Source organism: Streptomyces sp. CB02923 (assembly GCF_001905005.1).
Classification (GTDB): Bacteria; Actinomycetota; Actinomycetes; order Streptomycetales; family Streptomycetaceae; genus Streptomyces.
Window position 1 is genome coordinate 260900 of record NZ_LWKZ01000023.1, and the last position, 22855, is coordinate 283754.

A 22855-nucleotide genomic window follows, 5' to 3' on the forward strand; every position below is an offset into this window, starting at 1 on the left:
TGTGCACCCAAAGATCCACTTCAACACCTTCGCTGAGCAAAGGGGCTCTTCCGTTGGCCAGAAAGATCATTCTCGACTGCGACCCCGGGCACGACGACGCCATCGCCATGCTCCTGGCGTACGGCAATCCCGACATCGACCTGGTCGCCGTGACGACCGTGGTCGGCAACCAGACCCTGGAGAAGGTCACCCGCAACGCGCTGTCCGTGGCGCGCATCGCCGGTATCACCGGCGTGCCCTTCGCGGCCGGCAGCCCGCGGCCCCTCGTCCGGACCATCGAGAACGCGCCCGAGATCCACGGCGACACCGGACTGGACGGCCCGGACCTGCCCGAGCCGAACTTCGAGCTCGACCGCCGGCACGCCGTCGACCTCATCATCGACACGGTGATGGCGCACGAACCGGGCGAAATCACCATCGTCCCGACCGCGGGCCTGACCAACATCGCCCTGGCCGTGCGCAAGGAGCCCCGGATCGCCGAGCGCGTCCGCGAGGTCGTCCTGATGGGCGGCGGCTACCACGAGGGCAACTGGAGCGCGGTCGCCGAGTTCAACATCGTCATCGACCCGCACGCCGCGCACATCGTCTTCAACGAGAGCTGGCCCGTCACCATGGTCGGCCTCGACCTGACGCACCAGGCGCTGGCGACCCCCGAGGTCACCAAGAAGATCGCCGACGTCGGCACCAAGCCCGCCCAGTTCGTCCTGGAACTGCTGGACTTCTTCCGCGACGCCTACCGGGAGAACCAGGGCTTCGAGTACCCGCCGGTGCACGACCCGTGCGCCGTCGCCTACGTCATCGACCCGGACGTGATGACCGTACGCAAGGCCCCGGTGGACATCGAGCTGACCGGCGGCCTGACCATGGGCATGACCGTCACCGACTTCCGCTGGCCGATCCCCGAGGACTGCCGCACCCAGGTCGCCGTCAAGCTCGACCACGAGCGGTTCTGGAACCTGGTGGTGGACGCCCTCCAGCGCATCGGCGACGTCGAGGCATGAGCGCGCCGCACACCGTCCGGCCCGCCGGGACGGCGGGTCCGGGCCGCACCGTACGGATCGGCGTGCTGGTCACCGCGCTGCTGACGGCCTGCGTCGCCTTCCAGCTCAACGCCAGCATGCTCAGCCCCGCGCTGAAGAGCATCGAGGACAGCCTCGGCGCCACCTCGGCCGAGATCGGGCTCACCCAGACCGCCTTCTTCACCTCGGCGGCACTGTTCTCGCTGTTCCTGCCGCGGCTCGGCGACATCCTCGGCCGCCGCAAGGTGCTCGCCGGGATGATGGCCCTGATGGTCGTCGGCTGCATCGTCGCGGCGCTGGCGCAGAGCGTGCCGATGCTGTTCGTCGGCCGCGTCATCCAGGGTGTGTCCGGGCCGACCGTACCGCTGTGCCTGATCATGCTGCGGGTCGAGGTCACCGAGCCCAAGCGGTACGGCACGCTGCTCGGCGTGATCACCGCGGTCAACGGCGGCATCGCCGGCATCGACTCGCTGGCCGGCGGCTACCTCGCCGACCGGCACGGCTTCGCCGCGGTCTTCTGGGCCATGGCCGTCGTCGCCGCCATCGCCGCCGCCCTCGTCGCGACCATGGCGCCCGAGTCCAAGGCCCCCGACAGTCACCGGATGGACTGGCCCGGTGTCGTGCTGCTCGTCGTGTCGGTCGGCTCGCTGCTCGTCGCGCTCAACGAGGCGGGCAAGCTGGCCGCCGCCAACTGGCCGCTCATCGCGGTGCTGGTGGTCGTGGCCGCGGCGGCGTTCTGGCTGTTCTGGCGCACCGAGGACCGCTCACGGCACCCTCTGGTCGCCACCCGGCACCTGCGGCAGCGCTCGACCTGGGCGACGCTGCTGACCACGCTGCTGACGATGACCGGCGTGTTCGCCGTCATGAACGGGCTCATCCCCGCGTTCGCGCAGGACGCGCAGGCCGGGCTCGGCATGTCGGCCGAGCAGTCCGCCTGGTGGACGCTGACCCCGTACGCCATCGCGGGCCTCGCGATGGGCCCGGTCGCCGGCCGGCTCGCGGCGACGTTCGGGTACGGCCGCATCCTGCGGCTGGGCCTCGTCGGCGCGGCGGCGACCGTCGTGCTGATGATCGTCACGCTCTCCGCCCACTCCAAGGGGCTGCTGCTGGCCGCCTCCATCCTGGTGGGCATCACCTACGCGGGCGTGGCGAACATCGTGCTCAACGGCCTCGGCATCGTGCTGTCGCCCAAGGAGAACCCGGGCTTTCTGCCCGGCCTGAACGCCGGTGCCTTCAACCTCGGTTCCGGCCTCAGCTTCGCGGCCCTGTACGCGGTCAAGACCGCCATACCGGCCGACGACCCGTCGTCCGCCTCCGGCTACACGGCCGGAATGATCGCGGGAGTCGTCATCATGGCCGTCGCCCTCGTGGCGTCGTTCCTGATCCCGAAGCCGGTGGAAGCCGAAGCACACGAGTGAGGGCCGCGGTGGCCCACGGGCCGCGGTGGTTCCACGGACCGGCCCCCTTTCCGCCCGGGAAGGGGGCCGGTCCGTTGCGCGCCCGGTCCGGCGGAGGCCCGCCGCGGTATCCGGCGGAGGCCCGTCGCGGTACGCGGCCGGGTGACGCCGGCGTCAGTCCGCCACGGCGGCTTCGGCGATCCTGCCGAGCAGCTTCGCCAGATCGGCGGGCGCCGACAGGAAGGGGCAGTGGCCGGTGCCGAGCCGTTTGACGTGTGTGGCATGGGCGGACATCTTCGCCTGCAGCGAGGGCGGGAGCGCCTGGTCGTCCTCGCAGATGACGTAGGTGGAGGGCACGGTCCGCCACGCCACGCGGGTCACCGGCTGCTGGAACGACCGCCGGCTCTGGTCGACGAGCCGGGCCATGGCCTGCTCGGCCACGTCGTCGGGCACGTCCCCGTACAACGCGGTGCGCGGGTCGGCGAAGACGAGAGGGGCGAGGCCGCTGAGGTCCTCTTCTCTGGGCGCGCCGCCGTGGATGCTCCTTAGCGACTCGTCCTCCGCGGGCATGTAGGCCGTGAGGTAGACGAGGTGGGCGACGTGCGGAAGGTCCGCGGCTCCCTGGGTGACCGGGGCGCCTGCGTAGGAATGGCCGACCACCACCACGGGCCCTTCGATCCGGCGCAGGTGCGCGGCTATCTCTTCGGCGTCGTCGAGCATCCCGGCGGTCGGGGTGCGCTGCGGGCCGGAGCTCGGCAGGTCGACGGTGTGGGACTGCCAGCCGTCGGCGGCGAGGGCATCTTGCAAGGGGGCCCAGCACGTGGACCGGTGCCAGGCGCCGTGGACGAGGAGGAAGGACGGGCGGACCGCGGTGGTGGACATGGGTGTGACGCTCCCGGTGGTCGGACGTGGGTGACGGTCGGGACGGCAGATGCGCGGCGCGCGTGCTCGCGGCTCGCCGCCCGGCCGGGGCACGCTGCCCGGACCGGGGGCGAACTCCCGTCCGGACAGGGCTCCCTTACGGATTTACGGATCATGGAACACGACGCACGAGGCCCGGCGCCACTGCCTTTCGCCCGTGCGTACCCGCGCGTATGGGACACCGCCCACGCCCCGACGACAGATCCCGGCACCCGGATGCCAGGTCTCAGCGGGCCGCCGTCGCATCGTCGACCACCATCGCGATGAAGTCCGTGGCGGCTCTGCGGCGGGCGAAGGGATTGCGCAACGGGCGGGAGGGCGCAGGCGGCGGAACGGACACGGAGCCGTGCAGGCGCAGGGCCTCTTCGATCACGGGGTGCCAGTCCGGAGCGAACGTCTCCAGCGCGTAGCGGCCCGCGCCGCCCTTGGACGTGATCTCCCCGGTGGCCAGCGTGTGGTGGAGACGGCTGACCCCGAGCACACCCCAGGCCACCGCCCGGCCGCCCAGCGCGGCCACGCCCCACGGCGACAGCGGCCTGCTCTGCTCGATGTGCCGGCGCCGCCAGTAATCCTCAAGATTGCCCAGCGTCCAGTCGCGCAAGGAGTCCGGGTCGGTACCGACCTCGAAACCGCCGGGCGCCGGGCCGCGCACGGAAACGGCGTTCTTCGTGAGGACCGCCCAGGTCACCGGGTTGACCTCGAAAGCGCCTGCCGTACGGAATTTCCCCAGCAGCGTGTACGGGACGCCGGGGCAGGAGGCGAAACCCGCGGCCAGGTCCTGCCAGGTGACGTGGATTCCGTCGAAGTGCGGGCGCCGGAACCGGCCACGCGTCTCGGCGTGCGCCTGCTTCAGGGCCGCGACGTCCGCGGCCGTGAGGCGCTGTGCGGTGACCACCACGAAATCGATGTCGCTGCGCCCCGGCCGGAAGTCGCCCAAGGCGATCGACCCCGTCAGGTACAGGCCCTCGACCAGGCCGGGACAGAGCCGGTCCGTATGCGCGAGATAGCCGCGCACCACGGCCTCCACCGAAGGATGCACCACGCGTTTGCGCGCGTTGCCCGTTTCACCGTGCATGGCCTGTGTCCTTCCGCCCGCCGGCTGTTCCGGCGGTGCTTCTCCGGATGGCGTGGTCTCTTCTGTCACGCGCGTGACAGAAGAACGGTTCCGTTGCCCGGCCGTCGGTTCCGCCTGGCCATCGGCCCGCCGCGGTCAGCGGTGGCAGTACGAGTCGGACGACGCGTCGCCGCCCTGCAAACGGGTCTGGTGGACGCGCAGGCCGCGGAAGTCCTCACCGTGCGGGAAGAAGCGGCGGTCGGGAGTGAGGCCGCCGCGGTCCGGGTCGGCGTCGAGTTTGGCGAGCCAGGGATGGATGCCCTCGGGGTAGAACTGGTCATCCCACGACCCGTACAGCGAGTTGGTGAGGTACACCCGGCGGCCGTCGCGGCTGAGTTCGACCATCTGCGGGCCGCCGGTGAGCGGCAGCCCCGGCGCTGCCGGGTGCGGCTGCCGCGCGGTGATGCCGCCCAGCCGGACGGACGCGGTCCTGCGGGGGTGGAAGGGGTCGCTGACGTCGTACTGGAACAGTTCGCCGGTGCCCCAGGCCGACACGTACAGCCAGCGGTCGTCCACCGACAGGTTGATGTCGGTGACCAGCGGCGGTACCGCGCCGAAAGGTTTGAGCGCCGGGGGCAGTTCGTCCTCCTTGGCGGGCTCCGCGGGGATTGTGATGACCTTGTGCGCCGTGAACCGCCCGTCGTCCTCGCGGTTCCACAGCCATACGGACGCCGACAGGTCCGCCACGCTCACCACGACGCCCGCGAAGCCCCACGTCGCCGCCGGGTCGTGGGCCGGCCGCAGTTCCAGGACCATCTGGTGTTCGTCGCCCAGGTCGACGCGTTGCAGATGGCGGCCCGAGTCCAGCTCCCAGAAGTGCAGCGCGTGGCCGTACGAGCGGCCGAGCAGCAACTCCGGGTCGACGCCGTTCTCCACCATCGACGGGGTGCCCCACTCGCTGGTCACCGCGATGTTGTGCTGGAGGTGCCACCAGACGTCGTAGGCCAGGCGCTGCGGGCCGCGGTCCGTCTCCCAGGCGCGCAGGACGTCGAAGGTCTCGTGGTCGAGGAGTGCGACGCCGCCCGGCCCGTCGTTGCCGTGCGCGCCGCCGAGGCAGGAGAGCAGGACGCCGCCGGGTCCGCAGTGGAGGGTGTGCGGCCGGGAATAGCCCGCGGCGTCGGCCAGTTCGGCGGGCTCGATCACCTTGACGAGGCGGGGGCGCGCCGGGTCCGGGCGGGTGTCGAACACGTGCAGCCGGGAGGAGCGGAGCCCGGGGACCAGTAAGTAGCGCCGTTCGGGGTGGTGGTGCCCTTCGTGGGCGAGGGCGCTGGAGCAGGCGTTCCACCCGAAGTGGTGGAGTTCGTCTCCGAGGCCGGGCACGTCCGCGAGGTGCAGCACCCGCCCGTACGAACTCGATCCGGGGTCGGTGTCGACGACGATCAGCGCGTCCGGGCGCTGCGCGGTGCGGTCGAAGCCGACGAGATAGGCGAGTTTTTCCGGGGGAGCGGCGATGGCGTCGGCGGGGGAGCGGTAGAGGGTGGGGTCGGGGCGGACGGCGTGGCCCGTGTGGCGGGCGTCGCCGGTGTGGTCGGTGTCATCGGGGTGAGCGGTGCGAGAGGTCTGACCGGCGTGGTCAAAAGCCTGACCGGCGTGATCAGAAGTAGTCATCTTGTGGCTCTCCTCGGCTCCGTGGCCGGCTCCCCGGTCCGCCCGGCCGGCCGGGCGGGAAGCCGCGCCGGACTGTCCGTAACAGGCGGCCTGGTCGGCATGCGTACGAACCGGTGGGGCGACGCGCCCGGCCCGGCTCCGCCGTGGCTGCGAGCCTCGCACAGGGCCCTCGCGCCGCCAAGGGCACACCGGCCGCGGGCCGCCGCGCCGCGGCCGGAAAACGCCGCCTCGCTGTCCGATTGTCAGACCCGTGCGCAATGATCTCCCGTGGGGACCGGCCGGATCCGACCGGCCGGACCACGAAGTGAACACACCACCGGACTGCGGTGGTTGCGACGTGATCAACGAGATACGGGGTAGGCAATGCGACGATTGGGCACTGTGCTGACCGCGGTCGTGCTGGCAGGCGCGGCGATGTCGGCAACAGCGGTGTCGGCGGCGGCAGCACCGGCGACAGGGGCCGCACCGGCCGCCGCGCCGCAGGCCACGTGCGACACCGGCGGCTGGGGGAGCGCCCTGAAGACCGCCGACGCACGCGATCACAAGCCGCTGAAGAAGATCACGACCGGTCGGCACGCCTGTTACGACCGGATGGTCTTCGAGGTACCGACCGCCGACGGCAAGCCGGTCGGATACCGGGTCGGTTACGTCAAGGAACTGCACCAGGACGGTTCCGGCGACCTCATCGAGGTCGGCGGCGGAGCCATCCTGGAGATCCGGGTGGCGGCGCCGAGCTACGACCCGGCGACGGGCAAGTCGACGTACCCGGGCAAGGCCGGCAAGCCGCTCCCCGGCGTCGACATCAAGGGCTACGAGACCTTCAAGGACACCCGGTTCGGGGCCAGCTTCGAGGGGGACACGCAGATAGGCCTGGGAGTGCGCAAGCAGCTCCCGTTCCGCGTCGTCCAGCAGAAGAACCAGCTCATCGTGGATGTCGCCCACTCCTGAGCCGCGCTTGACGCGCGGCCGCCGCACGGCGGCCCGCGTATGACCCGATGACCGGGGGCGGCCCGGCTCCGCCGTCGCGGCCGCTTCGGCGGAGCCGCGCCGTACGGGGCGTTCTGCCGCCCCCGGTCCCGGGCGGGCGCGTGATCCGATGTGCCCGGTGAGCGTCCAACGCCTTGATCGGGGGCCCGGGTTGTCCGAGGATCCCGGGATGACTGTCGAAGAGCCGGCCTGGGACATGGACGGCACGCTGCTGGACACCACGGCGGCCGTACCTGCTGCGTTCGTCCGTGCGGTCCGTGTGCTGGGCGGACCCGACGTCGGCGCGGACGACGTCGTCGGCGCGTACTGGCGCGGCACGCCGGAAGTCATCCTGGAGCACCTGGTCGGCCGACGGCTGGCGCCGCCGGAGACCGAGGCGTACTACCGCGAGCTCGCGGACGTCGACGTCGCCCCCTACCCAGGGGTGGCCGACGCCTTCGCCGCGCTGCGGGCGCAGGGCCGGGCTCTGGCCGTGTTCACCGGCGCCAGTACCCGGGCCGCGGACATGCTGTTGAGATCGGCGGGCCTGCGAGCCGACGTGCTGATCGGCGGTGACCAGGTGGCCCACCCCAAGCCCGCCCCGGACGGAATTCTCCTGGCCGCGCGGAAACTCGGCGTCCGACCCGCCGGCCTGGCCTACGTCGGTGACTCTCCGCTCGACCTGCGCGCCGCTGCCGCCGCCGGAAGCCGCGGTGCGGCAGCGGCCTGGGGCCACATGTACGACCGGGCGGAGCGTGCGGACGTCGTGTTGCCGGGCCCCTTGCAGGCGCTGGACCTTCTGGCCGTCCGGGGCGCCGCGATGTGAGACGCCGCTTCCGGACACCCGGCGCGGGCCGCCCCCCGTCACCCCATCGGCACGATATGCGTCACCACTGTCTCCACCAGCTTGTCCAGCTCGGTGTCGGAGAGCATGTCGGGCAGGGTGAAGTGCTCCAGCAGCATCCCTGTCATGGCGAGGTAGAGGACCAGTACGGTGTCCGCGTCGCCGGGCAGTCCGGCGTCCAGGTGGAAGCGGACGTTCTCCTCGAAGGCGGCGCGCACTGCGCGGTTCAGTTCGGCCTGGAGGGCCGGGCGTCGGGTGGCTTCCAGGCGCAGTTCCAGCATGGCCAGGTAGCCGGTGCGCTCGTCGCTCATGCGGCGCACCAGCCACCGCATGAGTCCGGTGACCAGCTCCCGGCTGGGTTCCGGGAGCATCGCCTCGCCGACCTGCGCCGGGTCGGGTGTCATGCGTACGTGGATGCGGCTGCCCGCCTGGGTGAACAGTTCGTCCCGGTTCGCGAAGTAGTTGGACGCCGTACCGACCGGGACGCCGGCCTGGGCGTCGACCGCGCGGAAGGTGAGCCCGCGCGCCCCCTCGCGTGCCAGCACCTCGATGGCGGCGTCGACGAGGGCCGTCCTGCGTTCCGGGTTCCTGGCCATATGTCTTCCTCCTTGCGGTCCCCCGTGGCGAGTGCGGTGACGCTGCGTGTCGGCGCGTAAAGGGCTTGCGCAACCACTACGTCTGAAGCACTATAAGCGACGTGGTTGCGCCGCGGAACATGCCGCGCGCCGCCACCGCCCCACCCTGGCCGCGATGCGCCCGCCGCATCGCCAGCGGAAACGAGGACCCCTTTGCGCAAGCTCACCTACTTCGTGGCCTGCTCGATCGACGGCTTCATCGGCGACCCGAACGGTGACGCGTCGTCGATGATGCGGTGCGTGAGCGAGGAGTTCCTGGAGTTCCTCAAGACGCAGTACCCGGAGACCGTCTCGGCCGAGGGCCGCGAGATCCTGAAGTTCCACGACGCCGAGAACCAGAAGTTCGACACGGTGGTCCAGGGGCGCGGCAGCTACCAGCTGGCACTGGACGGCGGCATCACCAGCCCGTACGGCCACCTGCGCGAGTACGTGGCCTCCCGCAGCCTCGGCACGTCGCCCGACCCGAACGTGCACCTGATCACCGACGACCTGGTCGGCGCTGTCCGGGCCCTCAAGGCCGAGGAGGGCGGCCTGGGCATCTGGCTCTGCGGCGGCTCCCGGCTCGCGGGTGCTCTGCTCGACGAGGTCGACGAACTGGTGATCAAGACCTATCCGCAGGTGTACGGCTCCGGCATGCCGATGTTCGGCACGGACTTCGCGGTCACGGACTTCACCCTGGACTCCGTCCGCACCTTCGACAACGGCGCCCTCGTCCGCACGTACAGCCGCAAGCGCTGATCTCGGCCCTGGCCCACGACCGCCACACACCATGGAGGAAGACGCAGTGCAGCGCATAGGCATCATCGGAGTGGGCGAGATCGGCCGGGCGATCGTGACGGGCCTCTGCGACAGGAGCGACGGCAGAGACGGGAGCGACGGCAGAGACGGGAGCGACGAGGCCCCGGAGGTGTTCCTGTCCCCCCGGGGAGCGGCCACGGCCGCGGAGCTGGCCGAGCGCTTCGAGAGCGTGCGGGTGTGTGCCGGCAACCAGGAGGTGGTGGACCGTTCCGAGCTGGTGATCATCGCCGTGCGCCGCCAGGACCGGCACGAAGCACTGGCCGGCCTGCGGGTGGACGACGACAAGCTCGTGGTCAACGTGATGGCCGGGGTCGGCATCGACGAGCTGCGCCGGACGCTGGCCACCGACGCCGCGCTGGTACGGGCGATCCCGCTGCCCACCGTACGCGAACGCCGTTCCCTCACGGTGACGTACCCGTCGCACCCGGCGGCGGACTCCCTCTTCGAGCACCTGGGCGGGGTGCTCCCGGCCGAGGACGAGGCGGCCTTCAACGCCTTTTCCGCGCTGACGGGAACGCTGACCACCCACTACGCGTATCTCGCCACGCTCACCTCGTGGGCCGTCGGCCACGGCATCGCCTCCGACGACGCGGAGAGCTACGTGCGCAGCCTCTTCCAGGGCGTCGGCCGCTCCCTCGGTGACCGGACCCGCTCCCTGCACCGGCTCGCGGCCGACCACGAAACCCCGAACGGAAACAACGAACGCATCCGCACCTCATGGTTCACCCCGGCCACCTCGGAAGCCCTCGGCAAGGCCCTCGACGATCTCCTGGGTGGTCTGGAGGGCCCACGGGACAGCGGTCAGGGGTGACGGCAGCTCCGCTTCGCGTTTCTCGCGCGAGGGACCGCACCGCGGTGGCGGACGGCTGCCGGGATCAGGACGGCCGGGCCGTCACCACGCCGATCGTGACCAGGGCCAGCACCACCCAGGAGAACCAGAGCCAGCCACTGCCGCCGAGCGCCACGGTGTAGGCCGTCGCCACGACCAGCCCGCCCACCGTGCACGCCGCCATCGCCTTAGCAGATCCGGGCATCCCCGTAACCTCCTCACGGCGGCCGGCGGCCCAACGCCACGGGCCGCGGCCTCTGGGGACATCGTCCCCGGCCGCGGCCCGTACCGCTACCTGTCGTGCGTGACCTCCGGTCAGTAACCGGTCACCCTGCGCCGCCCCCTTGGCCCCGGGCCTGGAGGGAGGCCAGGTACGCGTTGTACGCCACCAGCTCCTGGTCGCCGTCCCGGGCCGCCGCGCGGTCCTTGCGCTGGTTCTGCCGTTCCTCGGACTTGTACCACTGGTAGAGGAGGGCGACGAGCACCAGCACGGACGGGATCTCGCTGAAGGCCCAGGCGATGCCGCCGGCCGCGCTCTGGTCGCCGAGCGCGTCGATCCCCAGGGAGGCCGGCGGGTTCTCGAACGTCTTGGTCATCGTCTCGGTGCCCATCATCAGGGCGATGCCGAAGAACGCGTGGAAGGGCATGCCCGCGAACAGCTCCAGCATCCGCATGACGTAGCCCGGCCGGTGCGGCCCGGGGTCCACGCCCATGATCGGCCAGAAGAAGACCAGGCCCACCGCCAGGAAGTGCACCATCATCGCGATGTGCCCGGCCCTGGACTGCATCAGGAAGTCGAACAGCGACGTGAAGTACAGCGCGTACAGGCTCGCGATGAACATCGGGATGGTGAACGCCGCATGAGTGATCACCCGCATGTACCGGCTGTGCAGCAGCGCCACCAGCAGCTCACGCGGCCCCTTGCGCCCCCGCCCGGCCGCCGGCAGCGCCCGCAGCGTCAGCGTCACCGGCGCGCCGAGCAGCAGCAGGATCGGCGACAGCATGCTGATCACCATGTGCTGCACCATGTGCACGCTGAACATGGCCATGCCGTAGTCGTTGAGCTTGGTGCACATCACCAGCGCCACGGTCAGCACGCCGACCACCCAGGCGACCGTCCGGCCCACCGGCCAGCGGTCCCCGCGCCGCCGCAGCCGCAGCACCGCCCATCCGTACAGAATCAGCCCCACCAGGCAGCCGACGAGGAAGATCGGGTCTCCGCCGAACTCCATGCCGCGCCCCAGCGTGAACGGCGGCAGATCCATGTCCATGCCGTGCCCGCCGTGATCCATCCGCTCGCTCCTGATTCGTACCGATACTCCGCGACCAGACTAGAACCGCCCCCGGCCGTGGACGCGGCCGGGGGCGGTTCGGGCCGCCGCGTGGCGGACCGCATCGGTCAGAGCACGCACTCCGCCTCGGCGTACCGCTCCCCGGGCACCGTCTTGAGCGTCTCCACGGCCTCGGCCAGCGGCACCAGCGTGATGTCCGTGCCGCGCAGCGCCGTCATCATCCCGAACGCGCCACGGTGCGCCGCCTCCACCGCGTGCCAGCCGAAGCGGGTCGCCAGCACCCGGTCGTACGCGGTGGGCGTGCCGCCCCGCTGCACATGGCCCAGGATCACCGCGCGGGCCTCCTTGCCGAGCCGCCGCTCCAGCTCCAGGGACAGCTGCCGGGCGACCCCGGCGAACCGCTCGTGCCCGTAGATGTCGGTGCCGCCCACGTCGAAGGCCATCGAGCCCTCGCGCGGCTTGGCGCCCTCGGCGACCACCACGATCGCGAACTTCTTGCCCGCCTCGAAGCGCTCACCGACCTTGCGGGTCAGCTCCGCCACGTCGAAGGGGCGCTCCGGGACGACGATGGCGTGCGCGCCCGCCGCCATGCCGGAGTGCAGCGCGATCCAGCCCGTGTGGCGGCCCATGACCTCGACGATCAGTACGCGCTGGTGCGACTCGGCGGTGGTCTTGAGCCGGTCCAGCGCGTCGGTGGCCACCCCCACCGCCGTGTCGAAGCCGAAGGTGACGTCGGTCGAGGCGATGTCGTTGTCGATGGTCTTGGGCACGCCGACGATCGGCAGGCCGGCGACGGACAGCAGCCGGGCCGCCTTCAGCGTTCCCTCGCCGCCGATCGGGATGATCGCGTCCAGGCCCAGGTCGGCCACGTGCCCCCGGGCCCGCTCCACCCCGTCCCGCAGCTGCGCGGGCTGCACCCGCGACGACCCCAGGATGGTGCCGCCGCGCGCCAGGATGCCGCCGACGGCGTCCAGGTCCAGCTTGCGGTAGTCGCACTCCAGCAGGCCCTTCCAGCCGTCCCGGAAACCGATCACCTCATCGCCGTGGTCGGCGGTGGCGCGGTGGACGACGGAGCGGATGACGGCGTTCAGCCCGGGACAGTCTCCGCCGGAGGTGAGCACACCAATACGCATTGTTCTCGCAGACCCTCTGCACATCAGAGCCTGTCCGCCGGGCCCCGGCCGGGCGCGGGCACAGACTCTCAACCGGACGCCCGGACCTCGTCGTCCGGTTGGATGGCGCTCACCCTACAAGCGCAGGGGCCCTGCGGTACACGGACGCCCGCAGTGCGGACACTGCGGGCGTACGGGATGGCGCGAAAACGTTACGCGGGCTGCGTCGCCGCGGCGATGCGCTCCTGCCGCAGCGCCTCGTACCAGCGGTCGTCGGCCGGCGGCAGCGCGTTGACGTCCAGGGCCAGCTTGATCAGCAGGTCGGCGATGTGCGGGTTGCGCGCCATGACGGGGCCGTGCATGTACGTACCGAAGACGGTGTCGTTGTACGCGCCCTCGTAGCCGTCACCGACGCCGTTGCCCTTGCCGAAGCGGACCCGGGCGAACGGGCGGGCCGTCTGCCCCAGGTGCGTGACGCCCTGGTGGTTCTCGAAACCGGTCAGCGGCGGCAGGTTCAGCTGCGGGTCGATGTCGCCCAGCACGTCACCGACGCACCGCTCGCCCTCGCCACGGGTGCTGACCACGTCCAGCAGGCCCAGGCCCTGCTCCCGCTCCCCGAGGTCGTTGATGAACTCGTGGCCCAGGATCTGGTAGCCGGCGCACACCGAGAAGACGATCGCGCCGTTGGAGACCGCGCGGTTCAGGCCGCCGTCGCGGCGCAGCCGCTCGGCCGCCAGCCGCTGCGGCCGGTCCTCGCCGCCGCCGATCAGGTAGATGTCGCCGGACGTGGGGATCTGCTGGTCGGAGCGGACGTCGAGGCGCTGGACGTCCAGGCCGCGCTGGCGGGCCCGGCGCTCCACCACCAGGGCGTTGCCCTGGTCCCCGTAGGTGCTCAGCAGGTCCGGGTAGATCCACACCAGCCGCAGGCTGTTGTCACTCATGCTCGCTCGTCCTTGTCGTGAAGGTCGCTGGCTCACGTCAGTTCCCCACCCGTCGGCGAAGGTCCTGGAAGGCCGTGTAGTTGGCGATGACCTCGATACGGCCCGGAGGAGCCGACTGCACCGCCTCGTCCACCGTGTCACACACCCGGAAGTCCAGGCCCGCGACCTCCAGGCGGACCGCCAGGTCCAGCTTGCGGTCACCGATCACGAAGATCGGGTGACCGGCCAGCCGGGTGTAGTCGACGTCCCACAGCCAGGAGGTGTCCGTACCGTCCGCGCCGCGCGCGTTCACCGAGAGGATCACCGGTGTCGGCGGCGGGTCGATCAGCGAGAACGTCTCCAGCCAGCCCGCCGGGTTCTTCGCCAGCAGCAGGCGCAGATCGCGCTGCATGAATGACACCACGTCGTAGCGGCCCGCGACCGCCTGGACCGAATACATCCGCTCCAGCGCGACCTGCGGCGGCACGCCGAACGCGGCGGCGACCGCCGCCGAGGTCGTGGCGTTCGCCTTGTTCGCCCGGCCCGGCAGCTGGAGCCGGATCGGCCAGGCGCTGCCGTGCGGGTCGAGGACGTGGTCACCCGAGAGGGCCCAGCTCGGCGTCGGCCGGCGGAAGCCGCACTCGCCGCAGAACCAGTCGTCGCCGGGGCGCTGCATCACACCGCCGCACGACGGGCAGGACCAGGCGTCGTCCTTCCACTCCTGGCCCGCCGCGACCCACACCACGTTCGCCGACGACGAGGCCGCCCACACGATCAGCGGGTCGTCGCAGTTGGCGATGATCAGCGCCTTGGAGCCGGAGAGCCCCTCCCGCCAGTGCTCGGCGAGCATCCGCGTCTCCGCGGCGCGGTCGAGCTGGTCGCGCGAGAGGTTCAGCAGCGCTATGGCCTTGGGCGTCACGTCCCGCGCCACGCCCGCCAGGTACTTCTCGTCCACCTCGATGACGCCGAAGCGGGCGTCGGAGCCGCCGGCCAGGGCGGACGTGATGCCCGCCGGCATGTTGGCGCCGAGCGCGTTGGAGACGACCGGGCCGCTGGCCCGCAGGGCCTCCGCGATCAGCCGCGTCGTCGTCGTCTTTCCGTTGGTCGCCGACACCAGCACCACGTCCAGGTGCCGGGCGAGCCGGGCCAGCAGGTCGGGGTCGAGTCGGAGCGCCACCTTGCCGCCGATCACCGATCCGCTGCCGCGGCCCGCCGCGCGCGACACCGCCGCCGCGGCCTTGCCCGCCGTCACGGCCAGCTTGGCCCGCGGCGACAGCGGCTCCGTGTTGCCTGCCATCGTCCTTGATCCTCCTTGCATCCGGCGCCCTCCCGCCCTTGGGGCTGCCGGTGGAACGCCTCCTCCGGAGCCGATGACCGGCCGGAGGCTTCGGTCGGGGATCAGCCTATCGAGATCCGGCGGCGGCCCCGAATCCCGCTACCCGTGCCGCGACCTTTGCAACCCGCGACGACCTGCGTCGTCACACGTTCCAGAACGTACGCTTACCCCCATGCGTTCCCGCTCGATCCCCGGCAGCTCCGGCCACCCGCGCCCCCTGCGCCTGCTCGGCGACCCGGCGCTGGCCGCGGCCTGCCGGGACGTCACCGACTTCGACGCCGGGCTCGCCGCGCTCGTCGAGGACATGTTCGCGACGATGTACGCGGCCGACGGGGTCGGCCTGGCGGCCAACCAGGTCGGCGTACCACTGCGGGTGTTCGTCTACGACTGCCCGGACGACGAGGACCGCCGGCACCTCGGACACCTCGTCAACCCGCGGCTGGTGGAGGCCGACGGCGTCCTGGTGCGCGGCTCGGAGGGCTGCCTCTCGGTGCCGGGCATCGAAGCGGGCACCCCGCGGTACGACCACGCGGTGGTGGAGGGGTTCAGCGTGACGGGCGAGCCGCGCACGGTGTCCGGCACCGGGTTCTTCGCGCGCTGCCTCCAGCACGAGTGCGACCACCTCCAGGGCGGCCTCTACCTCGACCACCTCACCGGCCTGCGCCGCCGCCGTGCCCTGCGGGCCGCGTCCCGCGCGCCGTGGGCCGGGCGCGAGCGGGCGACGGGTTCGTAGGGCGACGGGTTAGGACGAGGGGCTCTTAGGACGAGGGGCGGGCAGGGCGCCGGGCGCGCAACGAGGGGCGGGCAGGGCGCCGGGCGCGCAACGACGGGTGGTCAGGGCGCTGGACCGCTCGCCCCCGTCCCGCCGGGCCCGTCTCTCCAGGCCCGTCTCTCCCCCCCCGAGCCCGTCTCCCGGGCCCGTCTCCGTCTCACCGGGCCCCCGGGGCTCAGAACCCGGGCCCGCCCAGCCGGTCCCCGGCCGCCGCCAGCCGCCCCCACAGCAGGTCGGCCAGGTGCTGTACCAATTGCGCCCGCGAGCAGGGACGTTCGCGCAGCCACCAGTCGCCGGCCGCGTGCATCATGCCGACTATCCCGTGCCCCCAGACCCGCGCCAGCTCCTCGCCGCCCGGACCCAGGTCCAGCCGTTCTCCTATCACCTGCGCCAGCTCCTCGCCGAGCCGGCGCAGCAGCGGCGCGGAGTGCCGGCCGACGTCGAAGCCGGTGTCCTTGTCGGCGCTGTGGCCCTCGTCGGCGGGGTGCATCAGGAACCGGTAGACCTGCGGGCGGGCCTCGATCGCGGTCAGGTACGTGTCGAGGGTCGCCTCGACGCGGTCCCGGCGCGGTACGGGGGAGTCCAGCGCCGCCCGCAGTCCGTCCAGCAGCGCGTCGGTGTGCCGTACGGCCAGGGCCCGGTAGAGGCCGCCCTTGTCGCCGAAGTGCCGGTACAGGATCGGCTTGGTGATGCCGGCCTCCGCCGCGATGGCGTTCATGGAGGCGTCCGGGCCGTCGCGCAGCACCACCCGGTCCGCGGCCTCCAGGAGTTCGCGGCGCCGCCGCTCGGTCGCCGTCTGCTGCCTCCGTACGGTGTGCGGCGGCTCCGCCGCGGTGCCGTGCTCCGAGGCAGGCTGCTCCACCGCTGTGGCCTGGTGACGGCCGTCGTGCTGGGTGTTTTCCATGTCCCACTCCCCGCCCTTGTGAATCCGTGACGCTCGCGCAACGTAACACCCGCGCTCCGGGGCGATTGCGGGCCTGGGGGAGTTGACATCCCTTACCGGTGGGTAACACACTCAAGTTACCGCAAGTAACATTCTTGGGTGTGCTGCCCGGGAACGCAAGCGCTGGAGGGGTCATGGCCGAGTTCACCATGGAGCTGAGCGACGAGCAGAAGGAGGTCCGGGACTGGATCCACGGCTTCGCCGCCGACGTCGTGCGCCCCGCGGCCGCCGAGTGGGACGAGCGCGAGGAGACCCCCTGGCCGGTGATCCAGGAAGCCGCCAAGATCGGCCTGTACTCGCTCGACTTCTACGCCCAGCAGTTCTTCGACCCGACCGGCCTCGGCATCCCCATGGCCATGGAGGAACTGTTCTGGGGCGACGCCGGCATCGGCCTGTCCATCGTCGGCACCGGCCTGGCCGCCGTCGGCGTGCTGGCCAACGGCACCGAGGAGCAGATCGGCACCTGGATCCCGCAGATGTACGGCGACGCCGCCGACGTGAAGGTCGCCGCCTTCTGCTCCTCCGAGCCCGACGCGGGCTCCGACGTCTCCGCGATGCGCACCCGCGCCGTCTACGACGAGGCCAAGGACGAATGGGTGCTCAACGGCACCAAGACCTGGGCGACCAACGGCGGCATCGCCAACGTCCACGTCGTCGTGGCGGTCGTCGACCCCGACCTCGGCCCCAAGGGGCACGCCTCCTTCATCGTCCCGCCGGACACCCCCGGCCTGAGCCAGGGCCAGAAGTTCAAGAAGCACGGCATCCGCGCCTCGCACACCGCCGAGGTCGTCCTGGAGGACGTCCGCGTGCCCGGCCACTGCCTGCTCGGCGGCAAGGACAAGCTGGACGAGCGCCTGGCCCGGTCCCGGGAGCGGGCCAAGAACCCGGGCGGTGAGCGCGTCAAGAACGCCGCCATGGCCACCTTCGAGGCGTCCCGCCCGGCGGTCGGCGCGCAGGCCGTCGGCATCGCCCGCGCCGCGTACGAGGTGGCCCTCGACTACGCCAGGACCCGCGTCCAGTTCGGCCGCCCGATCATCGACAACCAGGGCGTCGCCTTCCAGCTGGCCGACATGCGCACCCAGATCGACGCCGCCCGCCTCCTGGTCTGGCGCGCCTCCTGGATGGCCACCGCCGGCAAGCCGTTCACCTCCGCCGAGGGCTCCATGTCCAAGCTGTTCGCCGGCGAGACCGCCAAGAAGGTGACCGCCCAGGCCATGCAGATCCTCGGCGGCAACGGCTACACCCGCGAGTACCCGGTCGAACGGATGCACCGCGACGCGGCCATCTACACGATCTTCGAAGGCACCAGCGAGATCCAGCGCCTGGTCATCGCGAGGACGGTGGCGGGAGTGCCGATCCGCTAGGCGGCCTCCTGACGCGGCACCACCTTGAACACGTCACCGTGCGCGGCGTACACCACGTGCACGTCCTCGCCGGCGGCGCGCAGTACCTCCACCACCGCGTCCAGCATCGGCAGTGACCGGGCGCTGCCCGCGGGCAGCTGGCGCGGCAGTGACACGGCAGGCGCGTTGAGCGGTTCCTGAACGACGTTCATGACATCAGCCTCATCTCGGCACGGAACATCCCCCGTCGGCACCACCGCGCCGTCGGCGTAGCCAGCTTCGGGCACGGCGATGAACAGAAGCTCAACGGCCGGTTCGGGGGCGTCAATCCGCGCAGGCCGCGCGTGTTCCTCTCGGCGGCGGCGTGCGCCCACCGCGGAGCTGCTCGGCGTCGGCCGGACCGCATCCAGGACCTGCGTCCACGAGGTGCGGCTGGGGCGGGAGGGTGTGGCCTCCCGCCCCAGTGCGTGTCGTGTCCTACCAGCCGTTCACGGCTTCGGAACGGTGCACGGCACGGTCACCCTGGACGCGTCACGGTGCGCGAACTCAGGGCAGACCACCTGGTTCACGGTGCGGCCGGGGTTTTGAACTTCGTCCACGCCGACCATTCATACTCCGTCAGCTTGCCGTCGAAGGCGGAGGTGCGGAAAACGTAGGTGGTGTTCGCCTTCAGGTCTCCGGCGTAGAGGGTGACCTTCGCGGTGCTGCCGGCGGCGACGAAGTCGGACTCCAGGACGCCGTGGAAGGCGGTCTCACCCGTCTTGGGGTCGGTGAGCTTGACTTGGTTCCTGGGCTTGCCGTTGGCGTCAGCGGTGTAGACCAGAAAGGTCAGGCGTGTGGGGTCGCCGTCGCTGTCGATGACCGTGTTGGACAGGGTGGGAGTGGTGCTGTCGACCTGCCACACCCCGTTCGCGTCCTGGGTGCCCGGTCCGGCCTTGAGGTCTTTCCCGGACTGGGGCTGGTGATTCTGGAGGTCGGTCAGGGCCGCTGAGCCTGCCGCGGGGTGGGAGGCCGTTGCGTCGCTGCTGCCGGCGGCGGCGATGCCGCTTCCCCCGAGGAGCATGACGGACGCCGTGGCGGCGGCGATGGTGGCCAGGACGCAATTTCTCTTCGATAAAGCTGACATGGCGTGTTCCCTTTCTGGCCGCCGGGCCCATCTGTGTTTCTCTTGGGCCGGGGCGGTGGTGGTCGGTTGTCGTGCCGATCTCTGTCTAGGGGGGCGCCGTGCTCCGTACAAGGTCGTGGACCGGGACAATCCGGTTTTAAGCCAGATATCCGACATGACTCTTGGCACGTTTAGTCATGGTTGCGGCGCGAACCCTCCAAATGAGGTGGCGGCGTTGCTGTGCATTCCGGTTAGCGGGGGCGTAGTCCGCGCATGGAGGCCAATTCGCTGGTGAGGCGGGTGCATCCGGATCACCATGGGCGGATGACGCAACCCACGACGAAGATCCTGGTCCTGTGCGGCGCCGCCGGGGTCGGCAAGTCCACGACGGCGTACGAGGTGTCCCACCAGCTCGGCCGCGCGGACGTCCCGCACGCACTGCTCGACACCGATCAGCTGGACCAGGTGCACCCCTGGCCGCCGTCCGGCCTCGGGCCGAGCGAGCTGTCCCGCCGCAACCTCGCCGCGCTCTGGACCAATCTGGCCGGAGTGGGGCACACCCGGCTGATCCTGACGGGCGTGTTCGTCGCGCTGGCGGAGGAGTTGGCGTGGATCGTCGATGCCGTGCCGGGCGCCGACGTCACATCCGTACGGCTGACTGCCGACGTGCCCACCCTGGAGCACCGGGTCCGCCGCCGCGAGATCGGTTCCGGGGCGGCGGACCAACTGGCCCGTACGCTCCGGCAGCACGAGGCCCTCGGACACCCGGAGCCGCCGGGCACGACGGTGATCGACACCACCGGCCGGGCCGTGACGTCGGTGGCGTCCGAGGTGGTCGGGGTGTGGCTCGGCGGGGGAGGGCGTTAGGGGGAGGGTGTTAGGGGGTGGCGCTGTCGGGTGGGCCCGACAGCTCCGCCCCGTATGCAGTGGTCAGAGGTCGGCGCGCGCCATGAAGAGGGTCCGCAGGTGGGCCAGGCTCCGCTCGGCCAGAGGGCGCAGGGCGGGGGCGGCCGCGCGGGCATCGGCCCGCAGCCGGGCCGCGGCGTCGGGGCCGAGGGCGTCCGAGGCCTCGGCGGCGAAGGACGCCTCGGCGAGCCACTCGTCCAGGAGACCGGGCGTGACCTCCAGGTGGAACTGGATGCCCCAGGCGGCCGGACCGGCGCGGAACGCCTGGCACTCGGTGGTACTGGTACGGGCCAGCACGCGTGTGTCGGCGGCGGGTGCGATGCGGTCGCCGTGCCAGTGGAGTACGGCGGGGGCGTCGGCCAGCGGGCCGACGACCGGGTCGTCGCGGTCCACGTCGTGCAGCGCGGACCAGCCGATCTCGGAGGCCCGGCCGAGCTCGGCACCCGTCCGTACGGCCAGGCCGTGGGCGCGGGCGAGGAGTTGGGCGCCCAGGCAGACGCCCAGCGTCGGGACGCCGGACCGCAGGGCGTCGGCCAGGAGATCCCGCTCCAGCTTCAGCGCCGGGTGCGCTGCCGTGTCGTCGGCGTTCATGGGGCCGCCCATGACGACCAGTCCGGCCAGGTCGGACACCCGGGGCAGGCCGTCCGTCGAGGGGGCCGGAGCGTCGATCAGGTTGCGGATGTCGAGGTGGAGGCCGCTGCCGTCCAGTGCGTCCAGGATCAGGCCGGGCTTTTCGACCTCGACGTGCTGGAGTATCAGGACGGTGCGCGTGGGCATGGGGCGGTCTCCTGGGCGCGGCGAGATGCGGAAGCGGATCGGCGTGCAGCTTAATGCGCCTGGTCGGGGTCGATCCGGACACGTGTGGTCGGCGGGCTGGTGCTGCCCTGCTCGCTCCTTGCCTGCCCCCGCTCGCCCCTGAGGGGTGCGGGCGTGAAGCGGGGTGCGCGCCCGGTCCCCGCCGCGCCGTACGCGATGCCGAACGCGTAGCCGCACGCGTACAGCCGCTCTGTTCCTTCCGGTCTGTTCCGGCCCCGCATCCCTCACGTGTTCTGCGGAGGGGGTCCCTTGACGGCTGGAGGGGTGCGCTCTACTTTCTTCCATACTTCCGCAAAGCAAAACGAAGCTTCCATCATGCGGAAAGAGCACAGTTCACGCTTCCGCCTCCGGGCCGGGAGCGTGATCCCGACAGGCCGACGCAGGAGTACTCGATGCCTCGAATGACCGCCGCTCGTGCGGCTGTGGAGATCCTCAAGCGCGAGGGCGTGACCGACGCGTTCGGTGTGCCGGGCGCGGCGATCAACCCGTTCTACGCGGCGCTGCGGGCCGGTGGCGGCATCCACCACACCCTCGCCCGCCATGTCGAGGGCGCCTCCCACATGGCCGAGGGCTACACCCGCGCCCGCCCCGGCAACATCGGCGTCTGCATCGGTACGTCCGGGCCGGCCGGCACCGACATGATCACCGGCCTGTACTCCGCGACCGGCGACTCGATCCCGATCCTGTGCATCACCGGCCAGGCGCCGACCGCGGTGATCCACAAGGAGGACTTCCAGGCCGTCGACATCGCCTCGATCGCCGCCCCGGTCACCAAGGCGGCGACCACCGTCCTGGAGGCCGCCCAGGTCCCCGGCGTCTTCCAGCAGGCGTTCCACCTGATGCGCTCCGGGCGGCCGGGGCCGGTCCTGATCGATCTGCCGGTCGACGTGCAGATGACGGAGATCGAGTTCGACCCGGAGACGTACGAGCCGCTGCCGGTGCACCGGCCCAAGGCGACGCGCAGGCAGGTCGAGAAGGCCCTCGCCATGCTGAACGCGGCCGAGCGTCCATTGCTCGTCGCGGGCGGCGGCATCATCAACGCCGACGCCTCGGACCTGCTCGTCGAGTTCGCCGAGCTGACCGGCGTCCCGGTCGTCCCGACCCTGATGGGCTGGGGGACCCTCCCCGACGACCACCGCCTCAACGCCGGCATGGTGGGCCTCCAGACCTCGCACCGCTACGGCAACGCGACCTTCCTGGAGTCCGACTTCGTCCTCGGCATCGGCAACCGCTGGGCCAACCGCCACACCGGCAAGCTGGACGTCTACACCCGGGGCCGCACATTCGTGCACGTGGACATCGAACCCACCCAGATCGGCAAGATCTTCGCCCCGGACTACGGCATCGCCTCCGACGCCAAGGCCGCGCTGGAGCTGTTCGTCGAGGTCGCCGGGGAGCTGAAGGCCGCGGGCGAACTGCCCGACCGCGGCGAGTGGGCCGCCTCGGCGCAGCGGCGCAGGGCCACGCTCCAGCGCCGTACGCACTTCGACGACGTGCCGCTCAAGCCGCAGCGGGTGTACGAGGAGATGAACCGCGCCTTCGGGCCCGAGACCCGGTACGTCACCACGATCGGCCTCTCGCAGATCGCCGGCGCCCAGATGCTGCACGTCTACAAGCCGCGCCACTGGATCAACTGCGGCCAGGCCGGACCGCTGGGCTGGACCATCCCGGCCGCACTGGGCGTCGCCACCGCCGACCCCGAGGGCAGCGTCGTCGCGCTCTCCGGCGACTACGACTTCCAGTTCATGCTGGAGGAACTGGCGGTCGGTGCCCAGCACAACATCCCGTACGTGCACGTGCTGGTGAACAACTCCTACCTGGGCCTGATCCGCCAGGCGCAGCGCAACTTCGACATGGACTACCAGGTCACCCTGGAGTTCGAGAACATCAACACCCCCGAACTCGGCGTCTACGGCGTGGACCACGTCAAGGTCGCCGAAGGGCTGGGCTGCAAGGCGATCCGCGTCACCGAGCCGGACCAGCTGCTGCCCGCCTTCGAGGAGGCCAAGAAGCTGGCCGCCGAGCACCGCGTCCCGGTGGTGGTCGAGGCGATCCTGGAGCGGGTCACCAACATCGCGATGAGCGGCACCGACATCGGCAGCGTCAACGAGTTCGAGGACCTGGCCACCGAGCCCGGCCACGCGCCGACCGCCGTCGTGCCGATGCGCTGAGCCGGCGG

Annotated in this window: 23 protein-coding genes; 10 read left to right on the top strand and 13 right to left on the bottom strand. The window is 71.4% G+C overall.

Features of this window, described 5'->3' with window-relative positions; genetic code table 11:
* Positions 1 to 53: 53 nt before the first annotated feature.
* Positions 54 to 1001: a uridine-preferring nucleoside hydrolase UriH gene (uriH, locus tag A6A06_RS19750; protein WP_073762611.1), complete on the top strand. Its 948-nt coding sequence runs from the start codon at positions 54 to 56 to the stop codon at positions 999 to 1001.
* The gene (uriT, locus tag A6A06_RS19755) at positions 998 to 2437 is read left to right on the top strand and encodes a uridine transporter UriT (RefSeq protein ID WP_073762612.1); all 1440 of its coding nucleotides are present in this window, start codon (positions 998 to 1000) and stop codon (positions 2435 to 2437) included. The genes uriH and uriT overlap by 4 nt, the downstream gene beginning before the upstream one ends.
* A gap of 153 nt (positions 2438 to 2590) precedes the next feature.
* On the opposite strand, the gene A6A06_RS19760 is transcribed toward uriT, so the two are convergent.
* The 3 genes from A6A06_RS19760 to A6A06_RS19770 all read right to left on the bottom strand — a co-directional run bounded on the left by A6A06_RS19760 (position 2591) and on the right by A6A06_RS19770 (position 6059).
* Entirely contained in the window at positions 2591 to 3298 is a 708-nt protein-coding gene (locus tag A6A06_RS19760) for an alpha/beta hydrolase (RefSeq protein ID WP_073762613.1), read from the bottom strand.
* 265 nt (positions 3299 to 3563) lie between these two features.
* On the bottom strand, positions 3564 to 4412 hold the full coding sequence (locus A6A06_RS19765) for a nucleotidyltransferase domain-containing protein (RefSeq protein ID WP_073762614.1): 849 nt from the start codon (positions 4410 to 4412) through the stop codon (positions 3564 to 3566).
* Between the two features lie 135 nt (positions 4413 to 4547).
* Entirely contained in the window at positions 4548 to 6059 is a 1512-nt protein-coding gene (locus tag A6A06_RS19770; RefSeq protein ID WP_073762615.1) for a selenium-binding protein SBP56-related protein, read from the bottom strand.
* Between the two features lie 363 nt (positions 6060 to 6422).
* On the opposite strand from A6A06_RS19770, the gene A6A06_RS19775 reads away from it, so the two are divergent.
* Both A6A06_RS19775 and A6A06_RS19780 read left to right on the top strand, forming a co-directional pair.
* Positions 6423 to 7007: an AMIN-like domain-containing (lipo)protein gene (locus tag A6A06_RS19775; protein WP_199931003.1), complete on the top strand. Its 585-nt coding sequence runs from the start codon at positions 6423 to 6425 to the stop codon at positions 7005 to 7007.
* 208 nt (positions 7008 to 7215) lie between these two features.
* Positions 7216 to 7851, top strand: coding sequence for an HAD family hydrolase (locus A6A06_RS19780; RefSeq protein ID WP_073762617.1), 636 nt, complete (start codon positions 7216 to 7218; stop codon positions 7849 to 7851).
* A 38-nt stretch (positions 7852 to 7889) separates the two neighbouring features.
* Here the strand turns inward: A6A06_RS19780 and A6A06_RS19785 are convergent, their stop codons facing one another.
* Positions 7890 to 8465 (bottom strand): TetR/AcrR family transcriptional regulator, encoded by a 576-nt coding sequence (locus A6A06_RS19785; protein WP_073762618.1) that lies wholly within the window; start codon positions 8463 to 8465, stop codon positions 7890 to 7892.
* A gap of 192 nt (positions 8466 to 8657) precedes the next feature.
* Between A6A06_RS19785 and A6A06_RS19790 the strand changes: the two genes are divergently transcribed.
* Both A6A06_RS19790 and A6A06_RS19795 read left to right on the top strand, forming a co-directional pair.
* Complete coding sequence (locus A6A06_RS19790; RefSeq protein WP_073762619.1) at positions 8658 to 9242, top strand: dihydrofolate reductase family protein; 585 nt, start codon at positions 8658 to 8660, stop codon at positions 9240 to 9242.
* Positions 9243 to 9273: 31 nt separating this feature from the next.
* Positions 9274 to 10113 (top strand): NAD(P)-binding domain-containing protein, encoded by an 840-nt coding sequence (locus A6A06_RS19795; protein WP_073762620.1) that lies wholly within the window; start codon positions 9274 to 9276, stop codon positions 10111 to 10113.
* Positions 10114 to 10177: 64 nt separating this feature from the next.
* Here A6A06_RS19795 and A6A06_RS41830 read toward each other — a convergent pair whose 3' ends face one another.
* The 5 genes from A6A06_RS41830 to A6A06_RS19815 form a co-directional block, all read right to left on the bottom strand.
* Positions 10178 to 10336: a hypothetical protein gene (locus A6A06_RS41830; RefSeq protein WP_199931005.1), complete on the bottom strand. Its 159-nt coding sequence runs from the start codon at positions 10334 to 10336 to the stop codon at positions 10178 to 10180.
* 121 nt (positions 10337 to 10457) lie between these two features.
* Complete coding sequence (locus A6A06_RS19800; protein WP_073762621.1) at positions 10458 to 11423, bottom strand: cytochrome c oxidase assembly protein; 966 nt, start codon at positions 11421 to 11423, stop codon at positions 10458 to 10460.
* Positions 11424 to 11530: 107 nt separating this feature from the next.
* Positions 11531 to 12556, bottom strand: coding sequence for a 6-phosphofructokinase (locus A6A06_RS19805; RefSeq protein WP_073762622.1), 1026 nt, complete (start codon positions 12554 to 12556; stop codon positions 11531 to 11533).
* A gap of 191 nt (positions 12557 to 12747) precedes the next feature.
* Positions 12748 to 13476 carry a type 1 glutamine amidotransferase gene (locus A6A06_RS19810; protein WP_073762623.1) on the bottom strand — a complete coding sequence of 243 codons (729 nt, stop codon included), beginning with the start codon at positions 13474 to 13476 and terminating at the stop codon, positions 12748 to 12750.
* A 37-nt stretch (positions 13477 to 13513) separates the two neighbouring features.
* Positions 13514 to 14752, bottom strand: a complete 1239-nt coding sequence (locus A6A06_RS19815; RefSeq protein ID WP_073762624.1) for a MurT ligase domain-containing protein — start codon at positions 14750 to 14752, stop codon at positions 13514 to 13516.
* A gap of 211 nt (positions 14753 to 14963) precedes the next feature.
* Here A6A06_RS19815 and def point away from each other — a divergent pair, with 211 nt between their 5' ends.
* A complete protein-coding gene (def, locus tag A6A06_RS19820) occupies positions 14964 to 15524 on the top strand; it encodes a peptide deformylase (protein WP_073762625.1) in 561 nt (186 codons plus the stop codon).
* A 214-nt stretch (positions 15525 to 15738) separates the two neighbouring features.
* On the opposite strand, the gene A6A06_RS19825 is transcribed toward def, so the two are convergent.
* Positions 15739 to 16467, bottom strand: a complete 729-nt coding sequence (locus tag A6A06_RS19825; RefSeq protein ID WP_242440833.1) for a TetR family transcriptional regulator — start codon at positions 16465 to 16467, stop codon at positions 15739 to 15741.
* A gap of 173 nt (positions 16468 to 16640) precedes the next feature.
* Between A6A06_RS19825 and A6A06_RS19830 the strand changes: the two genes are divergently transcribed.
* Positions 16641 to 17870, top strand: a complete 1230-nt coding sequence (locus tag A6A06_RS19830) for an acyl-CoA dehydrogenase family protein (protein ID WP_073762626.1) — start codon at positions 16641 to 16643, stop codon at positions 17868 to 17870.
* On the opposite strand, the gene A6A06_RS19835 is transcribed toward A6A06_RS19830, so the two are convergent.
* A complete protein-coding gene (locus A6A06_RS19835) occupies positions 17867 to 18061 on the bottom strand; it encodes a hypothetical protein (RefSeq protein ID WP_073762627.1) in 195 nt (64 codons plus the stop codon). The genes A6A06_RS19830 and A6A06_RS19835 overlap by 4 nt on opposite strands.
* Positions 18062 to 18414: 353 nt before the next feature.
* Positions 18415 to 18975, bottom strand: a complete 561-nt coding sequence (locus tag A6A06_RS19840; protein WP_199931006.1) for a hypothetical protein — start codon at positions 18973 to 18975, stop codon at positions 18415 to 18417.
* Between the two features lie 303 nt (positions 18976 to 19278).
* Here A6A06_RS19840 and A6A06_RS19845 point away from each other — a divergent pair, with 303 nt between their 5' ends.
* The gene (locus A6A06_RS19845; RefSeq protein WP_073762629.1) at positions 19279 to 19821 is read left to right on the top strand and encodes a hypothetical protein; all 543 of its coding nucleotides are present in this window, start codon (positions 19279 to 19281) and stop codon (positions 19819 to 19821) included.
* A gap of 63 nt (positions 19822 to 19884) precedes the next feature.
* Here A6A06_RS19845 and A6A06_RS19850 read toward each other — a convergent pair whose 3' ends face one another.
* The gene (locus tag A6A06_RS19850) at positions 19885 to 20637 is read right to left on the bottom strand and encodes a type 1 glutamine amidotransferase (protein ID WP_073762630.1); all 753 of its coding nucleotides are present in this window, start codon (positions 20635 to 20637) and stop codon (positions 19885 to 19887) included.
* A gap of 431 nt (positions 20638 to 21068) precedes the next feature.
* Here A6A06_RS19850 and gcl point away from each other — a divergent pair, with 431 nt between their 5' ends.
* Entirely contained in the window at positions 21069 to 22847 is a 1779-nt protein-coding gene (gene gcl / locus A6A06_RS19855) for a glyoxylate carboligase (RefSeq protein ID WP_199931007.1), read from the top strand.
* Positions 22848 to 22855 lie beyond the last annotated feature (8 nt).

Bases quoted from the DNA above. Each gene is read 5' to 3' on its own strand.
- uriT (WP_073762612.1), top strand. From the start codon at position 998: ATGAGCGCGCCGCACACCGTCCGGCCCGCCGGGACGGCGGGTCCGGGC.
- A6A06_RS19770 (WP_073762615.1), bottom strand. From the start codon at position 6,059: ATGACTACTTCTGATCACGCCGGTCAGGCTTTTGACCACGCCGGTCAG.
- A6A06_RS19850 (WP_073762630.1), bottom strand. From the start codon at position 20,637: ATGCCCACGCGCACCGTCCTGATACTCCAGCACGTCGAGGTCGAAAAG.
- A6A06_RS19835 (WP_073762627.1), bottom strand. From the start codon at position 18,061: ATGAACGTCGTTCAGGAACCGCTCAACGCGCCTGCCGTGTCACTGCCG.
- A6A06_RS41830 (WP_199931005.1), bottom strand. From the start codon at position 10,336: ATGCCCGGATCTGCTAAGGCGATGGCGGCGTGCACGGTGGGCGGGCTG.
- A6A06_RS19785 (WP_073762618.1), bottom strand. From the start codon at position 8,465: ATGGCCAGGAACCCGGAACGCAGGACGGCCCTCGTCGACGCCGCCATC.
- A6A06_RS19800 (WP_073762621.1), bottom strand. From the start codon at position 11,423: ATGGATCACGGCGGGCACGGCATGGACATGGATCTGCCGCCGTTCACG.
- gcl (WP_199931007.1), top strand. From the start codon at position 21,069: ATGCCTCGAATGACCGCCGCTCGTGCGGCTGTGGAGATCCTCAAGCGC.
- A6A06_RS19805 (WP_073762622.1), bottom strand. From the start codon at position 12,556: ATGCGTATTGGTGTGCTCACCTCCGGCGGAGACTGTCCCGGGCTGAAC.
- A6A06_RS19775 (WP_199931003.1), top strand. From the start codon at position 6,423: ATGCGACGATTGGGCACTGTGCTGACCGCGGTCGTGCTGGCAGGCGCG.
- A6A06_RS19845 (WP_073762629.1), top strand. From the start codon at position 19,279: ATGACGCAACCCACGACGAAGATCCTGGTCCTGTGCGGCGCCGCCGGG.
- A6A06_RS19765 (WP_073762614.1), bottom strand. From the start codon at position 4,412: ATGCACGGTGAAACGGGCAACGCGCGCAAACGCGTGGTGCATCCTTCG.
- A6A06_RS19840 (WP_199931006.1), bottom strand. From the start codon at position 18,975: ATGTCAGCTTTATCGAAGAGAAATTGCGTCCTGGCCACCATCGCCGCC.
- A6A06_RS19815 (WP_073762624.1), bottom strand. From the start codon at position 14,752: ATGGCAGGCAACACGGAGCCGCTGTCGCCGCGGGCCAAGCTGGCCGTG.
- def (WP_073762625.1), top strand. From the start codon at position 14,964: ATGCGTTCCCGCTCGATCCCCGGCAGCTCCGGCCACCCGCGCCCCCTG.
- A6A06_RS19825 (WP_242440833.1), bottom strand. From the start codon at position 16,467: ATGGAAAACACCCAGCACGACGGCCGTCACCAGGCCACAGCGGTGGAG.
- A6A06_RS19780 (WP_073762617.1), top strand. From the start codon at position 7,216: ATGACTGTCGAAGAGCCGGCCTGGGACATGGACGGCACGCTGCTGGAC.
- A6A06_RS19760 (WP_073762613.1), bottom strand. From the start codon at position 3,298: ATGTCCACCACCGCGGTCCGCCCGTCCTTCCTCCTCGTCCACGGCGCC.
- A6A06_RS19795 (WP_073762620.1), top strand. From the start codon at position 9,274: ATGGAGGAAGACGCAGTGCAGCGCATAGGCATCATCGGAGTGGGCGAG.
- A6A06_RS19830 (WP_073762626.1), top strand. From the start codon at position 16,641: ATGGCCGAGTTCACCATGGAGCTGAGCGACGAGCAGAAGGAGGTCCGG.
- A6A06_RS19810 (WP_073762623.1), bottom strand. From the start codon at position 13,476: ATGAGTGACAACAGCCTGCGGCTGGTGTGGATCTACCCGGACCTGCTG.